We start from the raw sequence: 19,460 nt of genomic DNA on the forward strand, positions 1-19,460 counted from the left end.
AATGCTTAGTATACTGATTATAATTTAAATTAACTATTAATATTAAAAGATTATAAAGGATATATTAACATGAAGGATACACATCTTACAAAAAGTGAAGAAGATTTAATGGAAATATTTTGGCAACATGAAACTCCGCTAACAAGTGTAGAAATACTTGAAATAACAAAAGAGCATTCATGGAATGGGAACTATCTTCATGTGATGTTGAGATCTTTACAAAAAAAAGGAATGATTAAAGTTTGCGGAATGCTTCAGTATGGAAATCAGTATGCCAGGCAATTTGAGCCGGCGGTTACAAAAGCGGAATACGGAGTAAATTTACTTTTGTCGAAAGGCTTAATAGATTCCATTTCTCAAGTAACTGTTGCTTTAGCTAAGAGCTCAGAAAATGTAGATAAGAAAGAACTGATTTCCCAGTTACAAGAAATAATTGAAAAGTTGAAAACAGAGTAATTGATGGAGGGGATTATGCAGATAACAATATTTTCTCTATTCATGGCTGTAATGTGGAGTTCGGTTATCATATTGATTCAGTACATCTTTATAAAAAAACGATATTTTATTATGATGTTTGGGATTTCAAGTGTCCTGCTGCTATATATTTTTTCCATGGTTAGAATGCTGATGCCGGTGGAGTTTTTATTTACAAAAGAAATTGTAAATGTGTATTTGTGGAACAAATTCTATACATATCTATGTATAAACGAAATAAATTTTATAGGAGAAACTTTTACAAGAGTTGATTTTTTGCTCTGGATATGGCTGGCAGGAACTGTTTTATTGAGTATGTTATTTATTATTAAATATGTTAATACAATATCTAAGATTAATAATTTTGAAACACTCTATAATGGACAAGCGGATATAGTGTTGGAAAAAGTTGTTGATACATTGGGAAAACAAGTTAATGTTAGAGTAGTAACATCTCCGATGATTAAATCCCCGCTAGGCATTGGCATATTGAAAAAAACGGTACTTCTTCCGGCTCAAAATTATTCTGAGGAGGATTTGTTCTACATATTGTTACATGAAATAACTCATTTTTTAAATAAAGATATACCTTTTAAAATACTAATACAATTTTTTTGTTACATTTTCTGGTGGAATCCAATTGTATACTTATTGCGTAAAGATTTGGAACAAGTATTGGAAATCAAGTGTGATTTAGCCGTTATAGCTAATATGGATAAAAAGAAAAAAATTAGTTACTTATCAACAATTGTACATATAATAAAGGGGCAGGAGAGTTGCGGAAGCCCATATGGTTTTGAGTCGGTTTCAATTATAGGGGGGAATTCAGGGGCTAATCTGATAGAGCGCTTTAGAATCGTATCAAATGATAAAAAAGGTATGGACAGGTTAAGTATAAAAATTCTTTGGTATGTGAGTTTTTTTTGTATAATATTAGCATCTTATTCGTTTATAATTCAATCGGAATATTCTGCACCTGAAAAAGAAATTGTGACTGATGATAATACTTTTGAGATAAAAGAGGACAACTCCTTTATTATACAGCGAAGTGATGGGAAGTATTTATTGATTCATGAAAGTGGATATGAGCAAATAATTGATAAAGAAGTGGCAAAAGAAATGGTAGAAGAAGGTTTTGACGTAAGGAGTGGAAAATAGTATGAGAAGGGGTAATAAATGGTTTTTATTATTGGTAATGGGGTTGAGTTTTTTAACTCCTATAGTAGATGTGGATGCAGCTGCTGTCACGATTACTAAGACAATTAATGAAGGTGCAGGTATTGTGCCATATGCAGATTCAATTGTTAAGAAATACAGGGTTCATAATGGACAACTTCAATATCGTAGGTGGAATGAGACTCGTGGATATTGGGTGGATTCGGAATGGATTAATGTGTAATGACAGTTACTAGTGTGAAAACTATTTACTGTAATGCGCTGAAAACCACAACTATTGGTTAAATTTCAAAGTAAGCTATACTTATCAGAGAATTTCAAGTTGGACCTGTTGATAAACTAACAAAATTAGACTCAGATATGGTAAAATAGAGGTGCAAAACCATATTAGGAGACTGATTTTGTTAGTTTCTTAATGGGTCCTCTTTGGGATATTCCCACTTATATTCTGCTTTTACAAAGTGGATTATCAAAAGGAACTTTTCACCTTTTGTGCTTTCAACGGAGTCAATCATTGTAACGGGGGAGATCAGGACGCGACTCATAGAAGTTTTGTAATTCTCATGGGTTATACAAATCCGACATTTTTTATCAACTTTCAAGTTAATTTCTACTCCACAGATTTTCAGAAGTAATTTCCATTCCGCATAAAAGTGGGAGGAATTTTCCTCCAAATCTATCAATGACAACTATTAACTAAAAAAGTTAATAGTTGTCATTGACGAGTTAATTAAAAAGACATATAATTACTATAGTAAGTGGAAACAAATAGAGAATAACAGAAAAGCGTGTTGTGCTGTGCAGAAGAGGATTCAGTCAAATTATGTACCTAATGGAGACTAGGATGGTGGAGAAATGAAGAAAAAAATAATTTTTGGTCTTATGTTATGTGTGTTAGGAATTGGAGCGGTAATACTTAAGGTTAAAGAGAAACCAGATAATGAAGTATTTTTACAGTATGGTGATTCTTTTTCGAGTGTATCCTGTGTAGCATTAAATAATGAAAAGGAAAAAAAAAATAGCGCTCAAAAATATAAAATTGTATTTTATATTGATCCGTATTGCGAAAGCTGTATAAAGAGTTTTACCGTTGCCGAACGGATGAGTTCTATTTTAAGTGAGGATATAAGTGTAAATATTTTGTGGAGACAGAGACCAAGTACAAATATTGAAAAAAAGGCAGGCGTTCCCAGTGATAATCAATATGTGTTGGACAATATAAAGTTATCAAATCCTTATCCTACTTATTTTATATTGGATGATAAAGATGAAATTGTGTTGATGACTGATAATGTTGAAAAAGTTATGAAAAAAATATTGAGTTTTGAGGACATTTCTAAAGAACATATTATTGATAGGACAAACAGTTATCTTTCAGTAAAGGTAGAGGGAAATAACAAGCCGATATTGATATATTTTGCAATGGAGGGGTGTCCGGATTGCGAAAAGGCAGAGGAAATGTTATGGGATAATCATATACAAGAAAAGTATAATATATTGACTGTGTATACGGAGGAGTCATATGGTGAACATGAATATGTGGATGTAAGCAACGTGTTTGGTATAATTTATGATATCGAATGGTATCCGAGTTTCCTAATTTTAGAACAGGATGAGTACAAATTTGTTGGAGAGAACACACTGGAAGATTTAAAGCAGATACTTTTATAGATGCGCCGAAATACCATTTTCCTGATTTGGGTTAGATGATGTTGAGTGTTCCAGTCACATATACAATATACATAAGGAGGTATTGATAAATGAGACTAAGGAAAAACAGTTTTGCATGCATGCTTGTTATTGCTGTTATGGCAACGAGTATGACTGTATTTGCAGCGGGCGAAAGTGCCTCGGGAGAAGTAGGCATGAAACAAAGTGACATTCAGAATGACGTTCAACCAATGGCTGGATGTAGCGGGTGGATATATCAATACTCAGGAGCACCATATTGTTCAATTGATCTCTGCCCAGGCGGATATTATAGAAAATACCAAATGGAATATTACAAAAGAACGTGTGTTCGCGATAACGGCACTACTTACACAGAGACACATCAACAACGTGTATTTGTTTCATGTAGTTGTTTATAATAGTAAAATACTGAACATAAGTAAATTTAACTAAATAAAGCATAAATAGGGCGTGTATGTGAATTGGAACACTTGACGAAAACTATAATTATTTTCTCAACAGTTTTACAGGAATTTAAATCAGGGAGGATTTGCATATGAGAAAACAAATATTGTTATGCCTTTTGATTATGATTATTTTTTCTATGTCTGCCTGTAATTCAGGCTCAGAGTTATATAAAGAAATGATAAAAGAATCTGAAGATTATATTCTGCCAATCGAGGATGCCAAGGAAATAGATAGAAAGGTAGAGGAAGACCTTTCGAAGTTTACACATATATATAAAGATAACTACAAAGTAGAAAAGTTAAAAATTGATGGAGTGGACAATCCTGTTGGAATTTTGTGCCGAGAGCAGGATATTCTTATAACGGATAGGGAGAATGACAGGCTTGTAGTAACGGATTTTGAAGGCAATGTGATTCGCAAAATAGGTGAAACCGGAAATGGTCCGCTTGAATTTATGAGTCCTGGAGAAATTATAAGATATGAGAATAAAGTTTATATTCTTGATGAAAAAAATTACAGAGTCCAGATACTGGATGAGAATTTGAATTATGTAGAGGAAATAAAGACGAAACATGCGGATCCGAATGATCCCCACTTTGTATACCAAAATATGGCAATTAGCAAAAAGGGGATTTATTTGAATGGCTTTTCGTTTACTAGTGATCAGGTACATTTGTATACAGCGGGCACGACAGAGCCTATAGTAATTGGAAAAAATTTTTATGGGCCACTTTATAATTATCAGGAAAAGATATATGCTATGAATACTTCAATTAAAACATACCTTAAAAAAGATGATAGTTTGAGCTATCGTGGCGGAGGAGACAACTATCTGTTTTTAGTGAATGATGAGATAAGAGATTTTGAATTAAAATGCAGTGTTATGTCAATGACAGACACGACCAGTTTTCTTATCAATGAAGCCGGGATTGTAGCCTTGTCGGTAGGTAATGCAAGCTTATTTACCTTTGAAATGGATGGAAGATACACATCGACAGTGGCTATTATGGAAGGACTTGATGAAGAGGTTTTGGGAATAAGCGGAATTCCAAATTTTTCTGTAAGCAGTGCTGGGGACTATTATGTGACATCGCCGAAAAATGGGATTATTTTTCGATGCTCTCCAGAGGAATAAACGGGTAAATTTAACAAATGGAGAAATGCCATGAAAAAAATGGGTTATTTGGGACATCAGACGATTCAACATATGATACATTTGAGAAAGCGTTACTTGTTATATGTGGTGTCCTTTTATATTGGGTTGCTGCTGCCGGTGCTCTGTGTTGCAAATTATCGATTTATAGATACTTTTCTGGAGGTCTATTTATTCGAGGGAATGGAGAATACTGTGCAAATAGACTGGCTTAGTTCATCTTTTGAGACGACCGGTTTTGATGTTCCGGGTGTATATTCCGTAAAAGGAATGTATCAAGAAGTTGTTCTGGACTGGGATAGTCTTCCGTTAACGATTGTAGGCAGGGACGAAAACCATTTTGAGGATATGCCCCACGTAAGAGGCAGAGTAATTACTCACAAAGAATTGAAACGGGGGGATGCAGTGTGTCTGCTGGACATGGAGAGTTCAAAGAAATATCATTGTGGTGTAGGAGATGTGGTTCGAATAAACAACCATGAATTAAGGGTTGTGGGGGTGATTGCAGATACTGTGGTCAGAAGTCATATCATAATTCCGTTGACTATGATGGAAAAGATATATGGACAAAGTGGAATGGAAATGCAGTATTCTGGAACATTTATGCTGAAGGAAAATCAGGATAAAGACCAATTTATTTCAGATGTTTCAGCTATGATACAAGCGAAGGATGAACAGGCGAAAATACTTTTTACGACTACGGGGGAAGAACTGTATCAACAGGCAATTCATTCCGTGGCACGCTGGAAAACTCTCAGGGCGATTATAGCCCTTGGCGCAGTATTATTTTTTTTAATAAATGAAACGATTATTATTATAGGCAAAATGCAAAGGGAACGGAAAGTGATTGGGATTAAAATGGCTCTTGGAATTAGTGCTCGTGAAGTTGGGATCTGCTACTTAATAGAAACCATGTGCATAACTTTGGCGGCAGATTTACTTGTGTTTCTTACTATTAGCCCTTTAGCTAAGATGTTTTTTTTGGATAAAATTATTCTTTTTGACCATTTTGTAGTGATAGTGACCTTGATTGGTTCTTTCGGAACCAGCACAATGATTGCTTTTGCAGTGATACATAATTTGAAAAGGCACCAAATCAGCGGCATGTTTACATTGGAGGAAGTGTGATGAGTTACGTCTTTAGAAAGGCAGGTTTTATGCTGATGCGCCACAAAGCAATTTATCTGCTGCTTATTGTCGAGATGGCGGTAGGTATGAGTCTGTATGTGTATTCCAGTAATCTGTCATATTCTATACAAAAGAAGGAAGATGGTTGGCGGTCATTGGAAACAGATTATCTTTTACGGATATCTGAAACAGGAGAAGAGACTACCCTGACGAACCTACCCATCGATTTAAAGGATTATGAGTATATCCAAATGCTTGCAGGGGATGATGCATTTTTTTTCATAGATATACCAGATATTATTATTGAGAAAGATCATATAGTCGAGTATGACCTTCTCTTTGTTGACTTTCAAAAATATGGTTTGAACCCGAAATATGTTTATATGGGAAAATACATTAAAAACCAAATAAGAAATGATGGAGCCCGACTTGGTATAGGGCAAATATTACTTGAGCAAACAAGGATTGTTTTAAATACAGAAATGGATCAGCAAAAGTATTTTGAAATAAAAGATTTATCAGCTCAACTAGACGGTGAAACACTTAAATTCGAGAAAAGAGATGAAGGTATTGCATTTACTAAGGCTATTTTGTTTCCCATCACGGAAATGGAATCATTACTTGACAGGACGCCGTTTCATATGGGAGGATTTCAATTAGGGATTAAGTCGGAACATATTGCCAATGTGGAGTATGTACTGGATGGCATTATTCAGCATCTCTCTGAAAGGCATGGTGATTACTATGGCTATAAGTTTTATTCGCCCACTGCTGAGTTGCAGAATGATACTTATCAAACAAAGCTTGATATTAACGCCATAAATAAAATAGGAGTGTTAATGCTGGCAACACTTTTAGTGGCCTCTATCTCTATTTTCAGGATGTTATTGGGGAAGCGGGAACGAGAGCTTGGAATATGTCAAGCATGTGGTGCGGGGATTCCTGTAATTATGATGGAAATTGCTGTGGAAGTATTTGTTGTCTGTCTAGGAGGAACAGCATTAGGTTGTGTGGGCGGCTTTGTGCTGACGTACAATTTTACTTCATTTTTAACAGGAATAGTCAAAATGACAGGGCATTGGCAGACAGTGGGAATAAGTGCTATTGTGTGCATGATGATTACGGTTATTGTATCTACTGCTACGATACAGAAATTTTATTTTAAAAGAACAATGGAATTAATCCAGGATAAATGTTAGGCTGGAGGAGTGTTATGATATGTGTAAAAGAGCTTAGTAAAACATATTATGGGAAAGGTGTGGAGACACAGGTTTTAAAGAAACTTAACTTGAGAATTGAACAAGGGGAGTTTGTATGTATTTTGGGGAAATCAGGCTGTGGAAAAACCACATTATTGAATATATTAGGGCTACTTGATAACGCCACCGGAGGGAGCTATGAGCTGGATGGGATTGATGTTGCTGGCTTAAGCAGAAGTAATCTTGCAAAGCTGCGGAATAAAAAGTTTGGATTTATATTTCAGGAGTATCATTTAATACCGGAATTAAATGTAGTCGAAAACGTATGTGTTCCTCTCGGCTATGCTGGTATCGGGAAGAAGGAGCGGGAAAAAGTTTCTCTAAAACTATTAGAAGATTTAGACTTAACAGAGAAAGTAAAAAAATATCCTTCACAACTTTCAGGGGGAGAAAAACAAAGAGTTGCAATTGCAAGAGCAATTGCAAATAATCCTGCGGTTATTTTGGCGGACGAACCTACAGGGAGTCTGGATCAGAAGAATGGTGCTATTGTGATGCAAACACTAAGGAGGCTGCATGAGCAGGGAGTTGCAGTTATCATGGTGACACATGATATTGTGCTGAGTAAATACAGTACACGAATAATTGAAATGGAGGATGGAAAAATAATATGAGATATAAACCAGACTTTCTCAGTTCTTAATTCTGAATTCCACTCTGATTTTCAGGAACTAGTATTTCATAATTCCGCGAGAAATACATATATTGTTATAAAAATATATGAATGGTGAGCTATGATTACAGAACGTTATGCAACATCATTTTTTGGACTTGATGCAGAGTACTATACAGCAGAAGCTATTGCAAATATCTGGGAGGTAACGGCAGATAAGATATATGAGGAGAGCAATATCTATGTTTCGGGAAGTATTTATGCAGGTCATTCTGTTACACCAGAAACACAAGGCGACATTTCAGGTAGTGTAATGTTTTCAGTTATAAGTACAAGGAGCCCTGTTGAGATAGAAAGTGAGGCGGAATACTGGAATGCTTATAAGGAGGTTACAGAACAGGTTAGAGGCAGATTAGGAAATCCTTATATGACCATTACAAAAGAGACCATTGATTTTTTCTATTTTAGAAAAGTCTGAATTATTAAGATTTACTAAAAACCTTGACAAATCAGCATCTGAAAGCTATCATAGTTTGTAGTTCATATAAACTTAACATTTTATTAATATATAAAGGTGCTGAGGAAGAGGAGTACATAATAACTCATGTCAGAGAGAACCGTCCGCTGGCTGAAAGACGGTTTCAGAAAAGTATTATGGAAGGTAGCTTCTGAACCGGATATCTGAATGGACGAGTAGGATATCCCGGAATGGTCCGCGTTACAGGACTTTAGAGATGTCCCGTTGACTGGCCGCCAGGAATATTCTTTGGTCCGTTAGTTAAGGAAGGCATAAAATTAAGGTGGTACCGCGTAGATTACGCCCTTTACATATTGTAAAGGGCTTTTTCATATAAAAGGAGGAAATGATGGGGAAGGAACTGGCAAAAACTTATAATCCGAAAGAAATTGAAGAAAAGCTGTACGAAAAATGGTGTGAGAACAAATATTTTCATGCAAAGGCAGACAGGAGCAAAAAGCCTTTTACAACTGTAATGCCGCCGCCGAATATTACGGGAAAGCTGCATATGGGACATGCTCTGGATAATACTCTTCAGGATATTTTAATCCGCTATAAAAGGATGGAAGGATATAATGCACTGTGGATACCGGGAACGGACCATGCTGCGATTTCTACAGAAGTCAAAGTTACTAATCAGCTAAAGGAAGAAGGCATTGATAAAAAGGAATTGGGCCGAGAAGGATTTCTTGAGAGAACCTGGCAGTGGAAGGAAGAATATGCCGGAGCTATTGAGAACCAGTTGAAGAAATTGGGAATTTCCTGCGACTGGGACAGAGAGCGTTTTACCATGGATGAAGGATGTTCTAAAGCAGTGGAAGAAGTATTCATCCGGTTATATGAAAAAGGATATATTTATAAAGGCTCCAGAATTATCAACTGGTGTCCGGTCTGTAAGACATCTTTATCTGATGCAGAGGTTGAGCATGAGGAGCAGGATGGCTTTTTCTGGCACATCAAGTATCCGGTTATGGGCACAGACCGGTTTTTAGAGATTGCTACTACACGGCCTGAGACAATGCTGGGAGATACTGCAATTGCAGTACACCCGGATGATGAGCGTTATAAAGACATTGTAGGAAAGACAGCAGTACTTCCTCTTGTAAACAGGGAAATTCCAATTGTAGCCGATTACTATGTTGATAAGGAATTTGGAACAGGTGCTGTAAAGATTACGCCTGCTCATGACCCTAATGATTTTGAAGTTGGAAAGCGTCATAGCCTGGAAGAAATTAATGTTATGAATGATGATGCTACCATAAACGAAAAGGGCGGCAAATATGCAGGTATGGGACGCTATGAAGCAAGAAAAGCAATTGTAGAGGATTTGGAAGCACAGGGATACCTGGTGAAAATAGAACCTCATTCTCATAATGTAGGAACCCATGACAGATGTACTACAACAGTAGAACCGCTTATTAAACAGCAGTGGTTTGTAAAGATGGAAGAGCTGGCAAAGCCGGCAATCAATGCATTAAAGACCGGAGAACTTAAATTTGTGCCGGAACGTTTTGATAAAATTTACCTGCACTGGCTGGAGAATATCAAAGACTGGTGCATTTCCAGACAAATCTGGTGGGGACACAGAATCCCGGCTTATTATTGTGACGAATGTAAGCAATTTGTAGTGGCAAGAGAGATGCCTGATACATGCCCATACTGTGGAGGAACTCATTTTACTCAGGATGAAGATACACTGGACACCTGGTTTAGCTCTGCACTGTGGCCTTTTTCCACACTTGGGTGGCCGGACAAAACAGAGGATTTAGATTATTTCTACCCCACGGATGTATTGGTAACAGGATATGATATTATTTTCTTCTGGGTAATCCGCATGGTGTTCTCAGGATATGAGCATACGGGAAAATCTCCGTTCCATACAGTTCTGATTCATGGGCTTGTGAGAGATTCACAGGGGCGCAAGATGAGTAAGTCCCTGGGAAATGGAATTGATCCCCTGGAAGTCATTGACCAGTATGGATCAGATGCACTCCGGCTTACGCTGGTAACAGGAAATGCACCTGGAAATGATATGCGTTTCTACCATGAAAGGGTAGAATCAAGCAGGAACTTTGCAAATAAGGTATGGAATGCTTCACGCTTCATCCTTATGAATATTGAAAATGAACAATTGACACAGCCCGATGTTAGTACGCTGACTGAAGCGGATAAATGGATTTTATCCAAAGTAAATACTCTGGCAAAAGACGTGACAGAAAATATGGATAAATTTGAGCTTGGTATTGCAGTACAGAAGGTATATGATTTTATTTGGGATGAGTTCTGTGACTGGTATATCGAGATTGCGAAATACCGCATTTACCATAAGGAAGAAGATCCCCAGGCGGCTAACTGTGCCCTGTGGACTCTGAAAACGGTACTGGGTCAGGCACTGAAGATGCTCCACCCATTCATGCCTTTTGTAACAGAAGAAATTTATAGTGCTCTTGTTCCTGAAGAAGAATCTTTGATGATTTCAAAATGGCCTGTATATAATCTGGAGTGGAATTTTGCATCCTCTGAGAATCTTATGGACCATATGAAAGAAGTTATTCGTGGTATCCGTAATATCCGGGCAGAGATGAATGTAGAGAACAGCCGTAAAACAAAGGTGTTTATTATAAGTGAAGATCAAGGACTGTGCAGCGGCATGGAGACTCTTACGGATTTTGTAAAACCTCTTATGAATGCGGCAGAGATTTTCATCAGTACCCGGAAAGAGGGTGTGGGTGAAGATGCAGTTTCTATTGTTGTTCCGGAGATTACAGTTTATCTTCCTTTGGAAGACCTGGTTGATTTCCAGCAGGAGATGGAGCGGCTGAAAAAAGAAGAAGAAAAGCTGAAAAAGGAGATTGCAAGAGCAGAGGGAATGCTTGCCAATGAGCGGTTTATCAGCAAAGCTCCGGAGGCGAAGGTACAGGAAGAAAGACAAAAACTGGAGAAGTACGCTCAGATGCTAAAGCAAGTGCAGGAGAGAATGACAGGCTTGAATCCATCATAAGAGAGGTCATAAATGAAACACATTCAAATCAGGAAACCTGATATAAAAGGCTTATTTCATAAAATTAAAAACTTAAATCAGGAAGATATCAAAGCGTATTGGACAGCAAAAAGAAAGCGGCGCCAGCAGGTTCTCGAGCAGCGCCGCAACAGCCGTTTTGCTCAGAAGATGCAGCCCGTATACAGGTTTATGAATAAGATATCTCTTATTCTTCATTTCCTGCTTGCAAGTGTACTGAATTTTTTTATAGAAGTAATATCAAGGCATTCCTTATTTGAGGCATGGGATTATATGCTGGGGGCGCCTAAGGTATTTTTATTTAATACGTTTTTGGTATTTGCTACATTTTCGATTGTATTTCTGGTCAGGCGGAGGGTTTTCGCCAGAATCCTGCTGAGCATATTCTGGCTGTTTTTGGGAACCTGTAATGGATATCTGCTTCTGAAGCGGGTGACTCCTTTTAATGCCCAGGACTTAAAGGTGCTTTCAGATGCACTGGAATTAACGGGGAATTATTTCAGTCCCTTTGAGTTGATTTTACTGGTTATTGGTATTGCGGCAGTTGTACTCTGGGTTATTTCCATGTGGCGCAGAGGAGGACAGTATACCGGCAGAATGTATCGGATTATCTCCTTGATTGGCGTAGTGTTCTGGATGGGAGCATATGTTTTCCTTACAAATGTGGCGATTGATAAACGTGTCGTTTCTAATTACTTTGGAAACATTGCTTTTGCATACGAAGACTATGGTTTTCCGTATTGTTTTACAGCAAGCATTTTTAATACTGGTATATCGGAACCATCAGGATATGGCGAAGAAACCATGAGAAATATCAGTAATAACGGTGACATTGCAAAGAGCGGGACCGGCATGGAGGAAGAGGAACTTCCAAATATCATTTTCGTACAGCTTGAATCCTATTTTGACCCTACAGAGGTGGAATGGCTGCAGTTTTCGGAAGATCCGATTCCAAATCTCAGGAAGATGTACCAGGAACATTCCAATGGATATTTTAAGGTTCCTTCTGTAGGTGCGGGGACGGCCAACACAGAGTTTGAGGTGCTGACGGGGATGAGTATGCGGTTCTTTGGACCGGGGGAATATCCATATAAGACCTATGCGAAGACAAATGTGCTGGAAAGTGCAGCTACGGCTTTGGGAAGCCTTGGCTATGGAGCAGAAGCACTTCACAATAACGGTGGTAATTTTTATAGCCGCGCCCAGGTTTTCAATCACATGGGATTTGACCATTTTACGAGCAAGGAGTTCATGAATATCCTTCAGACTACACCAAAGGGCTGGGCGACAGATGATATTTTGGTCCCGAATATTTTGGAATCCATGGATACCACGGAACAGCAGGATTTTGTGTTTGCGGTCAGTGTACAGGGACATGGAGAATATCCCACGGAAAAGATGATTGAAAATCCGGAAATCACAGTAAGCGGTGTAGAGGATGAAGGACAGCGCAACGCGTGGGAGTACTATATAAACGAAGTACATGAAATGGATAAATTTGCAGGCAGCCTTGTAGAGGCAGTAAAGGAGCGCGGGGAGCCCACTGTCATTGTATTTTACGGGGACCATTTGCCGACGATGGGGCTTGAGGCCAAGGATTTAAAGGGAAGATATCTTTATAATACGAATTATGTTATATGGGATAATATCGGACTTGAAAAGGAAGACAGAAATGTTGCTTCCTACCAGATTATGGCCGACGTATTCGAGAGGCTGGACATTCACTCCGGTACAGTATTCAATTACCACCAGCAGAGAAGGCAGACAAAGAATTATCTGTCTGACTTGGAGATTCTGCAGTATGATATTTTATATGGTAAGCAATATGTCTATGAGGACAGTGGAAAGCCGATTACAGAGGGACACATGGCAATGGGCGTGAAAGATACGACTATTACGGAACTGGTATCCCAGTTGGACGGAACCTACAGTATTTATGGTGAAAATTTTACGAAACAGAGCAAAATCTATATAAATGGAGAAAAACAAACCAGTACGTTTCTAAATAATACAAGAATTGATTTGAAGGGCTCGAAGCTGGAGGACGGAGATATTGTGCAGGTGAACCAGGTTGGGTCCAGTGATACGATTTTCCGTACATCCAGAGAGTATGAATATAAGGATGGAAAACTTACAGAACTTCCCCCTAAGTGGAATGATGTTGAACCGGGAAGGAACGCATTTGTGGAGCCTGATGAGGGTGATAAGAAGTGACATATGAAGAAGCAGTAGATTATATCTTAAAAATCCCCAGGTTTACGAAAAAGAATAAGCCGGAACATACCCGCCGGTTTCTGACTTACCTGGGAAACCCAGAGAAGGAGCGCAAGGTTCTTCACGTGGCGGGAACCAACGGGAAAGGGTCCGTCTGTATTTATCTCAGTACCATGCTTTTGGCGCAAAAAAAGACAGTGGGGCTGTTTGTTTCTCCCCATCTTGTAAAGATGAATGAGAGAATTATTCTAAACGGCAGGCAAATCTCCGACGAGACATTTCTCGGGCTATTTGAATGTGTCATGGAAAAAGTGGAAGAAATGCAGAAAGAGGGACTGCCTCATCCTACCTTTTTTGAATTTTTATTTGGCATGGCTATGACAGCATTTGGAAGGGCAGGTGTGGAATATATTGTATTGGAGACCGGTCTTGGAGGGCGTCTGGATGCCACCAATTCCATTGAAAAACCCCTTGTGACTGCAATTACCTCCATAGGGCTGGACCATACTGCAATTCTGGGTGATACGGTGGAAAAAATTGCTTTTGAAAAAGCGGGAATTATAAAACCAGGAGTGCCTGTTTTTTACTCCGATACCTGTGAAAAGAGCAACCATGTGATTGAAAAAAGGGCGTCCAAGCTTGGGGCACCGTGTAAAAAAATAGGGAAAGACGCGTACGAAATTCTGGGAATCCAGGATAAACATATTGCTTTTTCCTGTGTAAATGCGTATTATGGAGATACAGCATGGACTTTAAATAACATTGGAATTTATCAACCGGGAAATGCTTATCTGGCAATGGAGATTATGCGTTTAATCTTTGACAGGGACGGTTTGACGGACCTTTGGAGAAAAGCCCTGTCTCAAGTAAAATGGGAAGGGCGCATGGAAGAGGTTCTGCCCGGTGTCTATGTAGATGGTGCACACAACATTAGTGCAGTAGAGAATTTTGTCAGGAGTGTGCCGGACAAAGAAGAAGGAAATATTATTTTGTTTTCTGCGGTACGTGATAAGGAATACGAGGAAATGATTGCCTGCCTGTGCAGGAATCTGAAAACAGACTTTTATGTACTTATCCCGATTGAGGATGAGCGTGCTGCACCCATGGAAGAATTGCAGCATATTTTCAGAAAATATACAGACAAACCTGTTTTTATAAGAGAGTCTTTAGCGGAAGCACTTCAATTCGTATTGGAGAATCAGCAGCACAGGGAAATATATTGCCTGGGGTCTCTTTATCTGGCAGGGATGATGAAAGCATTGATTAACTGTTATTAGGTAAAAGGAGGCTGCGTAATGCTGGACTACGAAGAAGAACTCAAGAAGTTCAAACCAAGCCTGGAAGTGGAAGACATCGAAGATGCGGTGTATCAGGAAGACTTGTCGGATATGACGGACCTTCTGAGAGAAGTTATGGATCAGACGAAATAAAGAAAGACAATGGTGAGCATAGATGGACTATACGAAGAAAATCTTATACCAGTCTAACTATTGGTATAACGATGGCCTGAGGAAAGCACAGATAAGGGATATGTCCGGTGCAATCGTCTCTCTTAGGCGGAGCTTACAATACAATAGAGAAAATATTGCCTCCAGAAATCTTTTGGGTCTTGTCTATTATGGACGCGGAGAAGTAGCGGAGGGGCTGGTTGAGTGGATTATCAGTAAGAACTTGAGGCCCAGAGATAACATGGCCGACTATTTTATAAGTAAGGTTCAGGAATCTGCCAGTGAATTGGAGATTATTGACCAGGCTGTAAAGAGATACAATCAATGTCTTGTATATTGCAGCCAGAATGGCGAAGATCTGGCGATTATCCAGTTAAAGAAGATTGTGACGGCACATCCCAGGTTTTTAAAGGCATATCAGCTTCTGGCACTGCTTTATCTTCATACGGAGCAATACGCCAAGGCAAGACAGGTACTGCGGATTGCCAGAAAGATGGATACAACCAATGACATGACCCTGCGTTATATGCACGAGATGGCGAATCTTCGCGGAAGAAAAGCGAAGGATGAAAAGTCTAAGACGGAAGACGCCGTAGAATACAGCCTGGGCAATGAAACAATTATCCAGCCCAAATACGGAGGACTCAAGGCATTGGCAGCGAAGTTCACGGTGATGAACATTGTGGTGGGTGCGGTGATTGGAGCCGCAATCGTATGGTTTTTAATAACACCGGCTGTGAATGAGGCAAAAGCGGATAGTGTGAATAAGCAAATTGTAGAATACAGTGAGCGTATTAATGGGCTGGAAGCTCAGGTCAGTGCCCAGACAAGGACCCTGGACCAGTACCGGCAAAATGATGCAGATGCTGAGGCTTCTGCCAAGAATGCAGCCAGCACTTCCGAAAGTTATGAAAATCTGATGACAGTATCCAGCCAGTTCAACTCTGGAAGTTATACATCTGACGTTATGGCGGATACTCTTTTGAATGTAAATAGAGATGCTTTGGGAGAGGGCGGACAGACATTGTATGACCAGCTTTCAGGAGATATCTTTCCCGCAGCATGTGAGACCTTGTATTCAGGTGGAATGGAATCTTTTGATGTGGCGAATTACGATACTGCTATATCATCCCTTGGCAAGGTGGTACAAATGGATGAAAACTATGACAGCGGAGGTGCTCTGCTGAACCTGGGGCTTGCATATCAAAGGAATGGGGATAACGACAATGCTGGAAAATATTTGAAGCGTGTGGTTGAATTGTTCCCGGATACAGAGAATGCACAGGAAGCCCAGAATAGTCTGGATACAATTTCCGAAGGCGGAGATGAGGATTAACAACGTACGAAAGATGAGGATATGTAAAAATTACATATCCTTTTTCTAATGGAGAAAAAGATATAATACATGAAGAAGAGGACAGGCGGGCGGGGAGCGCATCAAAGCCTGGAACAGTATAATGCAAAATAGAGGAGGAGTAATATGAAGTATCAGGTGCAGGAAAACTGCCTGACAATTTACCTGCCTAAAGAGGTAGACCATCACAATGCGGAAGATATGAGAAAAAATGCGGATGCATTGATTGAGCGGAATCACATTAAATTTGTAATTTTTGATTTTGAAAACACAGATTTTATGGACAGCTCAGGAATTGGAATTATTATGGGAAGGTACAGGATTATCCGTCTGCTGGGCGGGGAGATCTGGGCGGTGCACGCCAATGCCAGAATAAAAAAAATACTGACTATGTCAGGGATGACAAAAATAATGCAGATATATGAGGAGGACGAAGCATGAAAAACACAAATGAAATGGAGATCATTTTTGACAGCTATTCATCCAATGAAGGATTTGCAAGAGTGGCAGTGGCAGCATTCATGACCCAATTGAATCCTACGGTGGAGGAAGTTTCGGATGTAAAAACGGCGGTATCTGAGGCAGTGACAAATGCAGTCATTCACGGTTATGAGAGTAAAATACATAAGGTTTCCATCCGCTGCAAAATAGAAGGACAGCAATTTACGGTGGAAGTAAGAGACAGCGGCATAGGGATAGAGAACGTGGAACAGGCCATGACACCTTTATATACCAGTAAGCCTGAGCTGGAACGTTCCGGAATGGGATTTGCCTTTATGGAAGCCTTTATGGACCAGGTAGAAGTTGAGTCAGAACTGGGGAAAGGAACTTCGGTAAAGATGAAAAAAACCATCGGAAAAGGAAGGGAGTTATGGACCACACAATCGCTCTAATTAAAAAATCACACGATGGAGATAAAGAAGCGAGAGAACAATTAGTAGAAGAAAATGTAGGATTGATATGGTGTGTAGTAAAAAGATTTTATGGAAGAGGGACAGAAGCAGAAGATTTGTTCCAGATTGGAAGTATCGGACTGCTCAAAGCCATTGATAAATTTGATTTGTCCTATGAAGTGAAATTTTCCACATATGCAGTCCCCATGATATCGGGAGAAATTAAACGTTTTCTTAGAGATGACGGTATGATAAAAGTAAGCCGTTCTTTAAAAGAATTGTCATATAAAATTTTTCAGAAAAGAGAAGAACTTATAGCCAAACTGGGACGTGAGCCTACGCTGGACGAGCTGGCGAAAATCATGGAAGTAGACCGGGAGGAAATTGTACAGGCTATGGAAGCAGGCGGCGAGGTAGATTCTTTGTACAAGCCTATTCACCAAAAAGAAGGAAATGAAATCCGCCTTGTGGATAAGCTGGAGGAAAAAGAGAGGAAGGAAGAAAAAATACTGGATCACATGCTGCTTGCTCAACTGCTGGAGAGCCTGGATAAAGAAGAGCGGCAGTTGATTTACCTGCGGTATTTTGCGGATGAGACACAATCCCAGGTAGGGAGGAAGATGGGAATTTCCCAGGTTCAGGTATCCAGGATGGAGAAGCGGATTATTGAAAATCTGCGGAAACTGGGGAGCTTTTAACGGAAAACGGGATGAAATGTCATCGGGCATTTGCATGACTGAACTGTGATAAAAAGTTTTTGTATATTTTTCGGGGAATTCCAAATACTAACTTTAAAATAATGCTGGTCTGCCATAAGGTAAACCAGCATTATTAGTATTTAAAGAAAGGTTAGGTGCAGTCATGGAAGATGGAAGAAGGAAAATCCGTATTTGTCTGCTTACCATTGTGCTGGTGGCAATTGTGATTGGTATTTTTTATTATTATTTCAGCGGAAGCATTCCGGCCAGAAGTAATGAGGGTACTTTAATTCAGGGACCGAAGGTGGAATATTATGGCTGTTAATCATGATACGGTGTATCTCAAAGGTGACAGAAATGTAGAGGTACAAAAAATGGATGTTACTCTGGGGGATATTGTGTCAATGGAGTGCAGCAATAAGGAGCTTATTCCCAAACTAAAAACGCTGAAAATTCTGAAGATACCAAATCAGGGGAAGCAGCGTTTTGTTATTTCTATATTAAAAATTATTGCCTGTATCCATGAAAAATATCCTGGTCTGGAGATTCAAAATATGGGTGAGCAGGATATCATCATCACTTATGAGGAGCAGAAGACACCTCCAATGTTCATGCATGTTGTAAAAACAGCCTGTGTAGCTTTGATTACATTCTGCGGTGCTGCTTTTTCTATTATGGCATTTAATAATGATGTAGCTACAGCAAAGCTCTTTTCCCAGATTTATGAATATGTGACGGGAAGTACATCGGATGGATTCACCATACTGGAAGTCACGTATTCTATAGGAATTACCATAGGCATTCTTGTGTTCTTCAATCATTTCGGAAAAAAGCGCTTTACAGTAGACCCGACTCCAATGGAGGTACAGATGCGGCTTTATGAAAATGATATCCAGACCACTTTGATAGAGGATGCATCAAGAAGGGAGCAGGAGCTGGATGTGGGTAAATCAAATCATATTAGCAGTCATCGGAATTAGCGGAGGACTGGTAGTCGCGGGGGGTTTGTTTGCATTTATCATAGGACTTGGAATCGCAGCAGATTTTGCAGACCGGACCAATACGGCAGATAGAATACTGCTGTATGAGGATTGTGTGGCACTGGGAGGGATTGCAGGAAATCTGGTTTTCGTGTTTCAGATACACATTCCGTATGGTGCATGGCTGCTTCCTGTATTTGGAACACTGTCCGGTGTCTTTGTCGGGTGCTGGGCCATGGCTTTGGCTGAAATATTAAATCTATTTCCAATTTTTTTACGAAGGCTGAAAATTGTGCGTTATATTTCAATTTTTATATTAAGTATAGCAATTGGAAAAGGAATCGGATCATTTCTTTTTTTCTACAAGGGCTGGTAGAGAAAAGTGAAAATTTTCA

At 39.2% G+C, this 19,460-nt stretch carries 21 protein-coding genes and 1 other annotated feature; all 21 genes read left to right on the forward strand.

The genetic code is table 11. The annotated features are described in order from the left end of the window. Window positions 1–69 precede the first annotated feature (69 nt). Entirely contained in the window at window positions 70–456 is a 387-nt protein-coding gene (locus tag A8805_RS11945; protein WP_109711402.1) for a BlaI/MecI/CopY family transcriptional regulator, read from the forward strand. 15 nt (window positions 457–471) lie between these two features. Then, window positions 472–1,632 (forward strand): M56 family metallopeptidase, encoded by a 1,161-nt coding sequence (locus tag A8805_RS11950; RefSeq protein ID WP_181392815.1) that lies wholly within the window; start codon window positions 472–474, stop codon window positions 1,630–1,632. A gap of 1 nt (window position 1,633) precedes the next feature. Then, window positions 1,634–1,873: a hypothetical protein gene (locus A8805_RS11955; protein ID WP_109711407.1), complete on the forward strand. Its 240-nt coding sequence runs from the start codon at window positions 1,634–1,636 to the stop codon at window positions 1,871–1,873. 632 nt (window positions 1,874–2,505) lie between these two features. Next, entirely contained in the window at window positions 2,506–3,321 is an 816-nt protein-coding gene (locus A8805_RS11960) for a thioredoxin family protein (RefSeq protein ID WP_109711409.1), read from the forward strand. A 216-nt stretch (window positions 3,322–3,537) separates the two neighbouring features. Further along, window positions 3,538–3,774: a hypothetical protein gene (locus tag A8805_RS21955; RefSeq protein WP_146199444.1), complete on the forward strand. Its 237-nt coding sequence runs from the start codon at window positions 3,538–3,540 to the stop codon at window positions 3,772–3,774. A gap of 103 nt (window positions 3,775–3,877) precedes the next feature. Further along, window positions 3,878–4,924, forward strand: coding sequence for a 6-bladed beta-propeller (locus A8805_RS11970; RefSeq protein ID WP_109711412.1), 1,047 nt, complete (start codon window positions 3,878–3,880; stop codon window positions 4,922–4,924). Between the two features lie 30 nt (window positions 4,925–4,954). After that, on the forward strand, window positions 4,955–6,070 hold the full coding sequence (locus A8805_RS11975) for an ABC transporter permease (RefSeq protein WP_109711414.1): 1,116 nt from the start codon (window positions 4,955–4,957) through the stop codon (window positions 6,068–6,070). Then, window positions 6,070–7,269 (forward strand): FtsX-like permease family protein, encoded by a 1,200-nt coding sequence (locus A8805_RS11980; protein ID WP_109711416.1) that lies wholly within the window; start codon window positions 6,070–6,072, stop codon window positions 7,267–7,269. The genes A8805_RS11975 and A8805_RS11980 overlap by 1 nt, the downstream gene beginning before the upstream one ends. 14 nt (window positions 7,270–7,283) lie before the next feature. Next, window positions 7,284–7,943 carry an ABC transporter ATP-binding protein gene (locus A8805_RS11985; RefSeq protein ID WP_109711418.1) on the forward strand — a complete coding sequence of 220 codons (660 nt, stop codon included), beginning with the start codon at window positions 7,284–7,286 and terminating at the stop codon, window positions 7,941–7,943. A gap of 120 nt (window positions 7,944–8,063) precedes the next feature. Then, window positions 8,064–8,420: a hypothetical protein gene (locus A8805_RS11990; RefSeq protein WP_109711420.1), complete on the forward strand. Its 357-nt coding sequence runs from the start codon at window positions 8,064–8,066 to the stop codon at window positions 8,418–8,420. Between the two features lie 90 nt (window positions 8,421–8,510). Further along, window positions 8,511–8,770 (forward strand) — a binding site (T-box leader). A gap of 38 nt (window positions 8,771–8,808) precedes the next feature. After that, window positions 8,809–11,460 (forward strand): valine--tRNA ligase, encoded by a 2,652-nt coding sequence (locus A8805_RS11995; RefSeq protein WP_109711422.1) that lies wholly within the window; start codon window positions 8,809–8,811, stop codon window positions 11,458–11,460. A 12-nt stretch (window positions 11,461–11,472) separates the two neighbouring features. Further along, a complete protein-coding gene (locus A8805_RS12000) occupies window positions 11,473–13,692 on the forward strand; it encodes an LTA synthase family protein (RefSeq protein WP_109711424.1) in 2,220 nt (739 codons plus the stop codon). After that, window positions 13,689–14,969, forward strand: a complete 1,281-nt coding sequence (locus A8805_RS12005) for a bifunctional folylpolyglutamate synthase/dihydrofolate synthase (protein ID WP_109711426.1) — start codon at window positions 13,689–13,691, stop codon at window positions 14,967–14,969. Before A8805_RS12000 ends, A8805_RS12005 begins: the two co-directional genes overlap by 4 nt. An 18-nt stretch (window positions 14,970–14,987) precedes the next feature. Beyond that, on the forward strand, window positions 14,988–15,122 hold the full coding sequence (locus A8805_RS22770; RefSeq protein ID WP_009003938.1) for a hypothetical protein: 135 nt from the start codon (window positions 14,988–14,990) through the stop codon (window positions 15,120–15,122). 22 nt (window positions 15,123–15,144) lie between these two features. Then, complete coding sequence (locus A8805_RS12010) at window positions 15,145–16,476, forward strand: tetratricopeptide repeat protein (protein WP_109711428.1); 1,332 nt, start codon at window positions 15,145–15,147, stop codon at window positions 16,474–16,476. A gap of 144 nt (window positions 16,477–16,620) precedes the next feature. Then, entirely contained in the window at window positions 16,621–16,935 is a 315-nt protein-coding gene (locus A8805_RS12015; RefSeq protein WP_109711430.1) for an STAS domain-containing protein, read from the forward strand. Continuing rightward, complete coding sequence (gene spoIIAB / locus A8805_RS12020) at window positions 16,932–17,387, forward strand: anti-sigma F factor (RefSeq protein WP_109711432.1); 456 nt, start codon at window positions 16,932–16,934, stop codon at window positions 17,385–17,387. Before A8805_RS12015 ends, spoIIAB begins: the two co-directional genes overlap by 4 nt. Then, complete coding sequence (gene sigF, locus A8805_RS12025) at window positions 17,366–18,085, forward strand: RNA polymerase sporulation sigma factor SigF (RefSeq protein WP_109711434.1); 720 nt, start codon at window positions 17,366–17,368, stop codon at window positions 18,083–18,085. The genes spoIIAB and sigF overlap by 22 nt, the downstream gene beginning before the upstream one ends. Before the next feature lie 163 nt (window positions 18,086–18,248). Further along, on the forward strand, window positions 18,249–18,410 hold the full coding sequence (locus A8805_RS22135) for a hypothetical protein (protein ID WP_181392816.1): 162 nt from the start codon (window positions 18,249–18,251) through the stop codon (window positions 18,408–18,410). Next, window positions 18,400–19,065, forward strand: coding sequence for a stage V sporulation protein AA (locus A8805_RS12030; RefSeq protein ID WP_109711436.1), 666 nt, complete (start codon window positions 18,400–18,402; stop codon window positions 19,063–19,065). The genes A8805_RS22135 and A8805_RS12030 overlap by 11 nt, the downstream gene beginning before the upstream one ends. Continuing rightward, window positions 19,025–19,441: a stage V sporulation protein AB gene (locus tag A8805_RS12035; RefSeq protein WP_109711438.1), complete on the forward strand. Its 417-nt coding sequence runs from the start codon at window positions 19,025–19,027 to the stop codon at window positions 19,439–19,441. The genes A8805_RS12030 and A8805_RS12035 overlap by 41 nt, the downstream gene beginning before the upstream one ends. Window positions 19,442–19,460 lie beyond the last annotated feature (19 nt).

The sequence above is a fragment of the Faecalicatena contorta genome, from assembly GCF_003149105.1.
Classification (GTDB): Bacteria; Bacillota; Clostridia; order Lachnospirales; family Lachnospiraceae; genus Muricomes; species Muricomes contortus_C.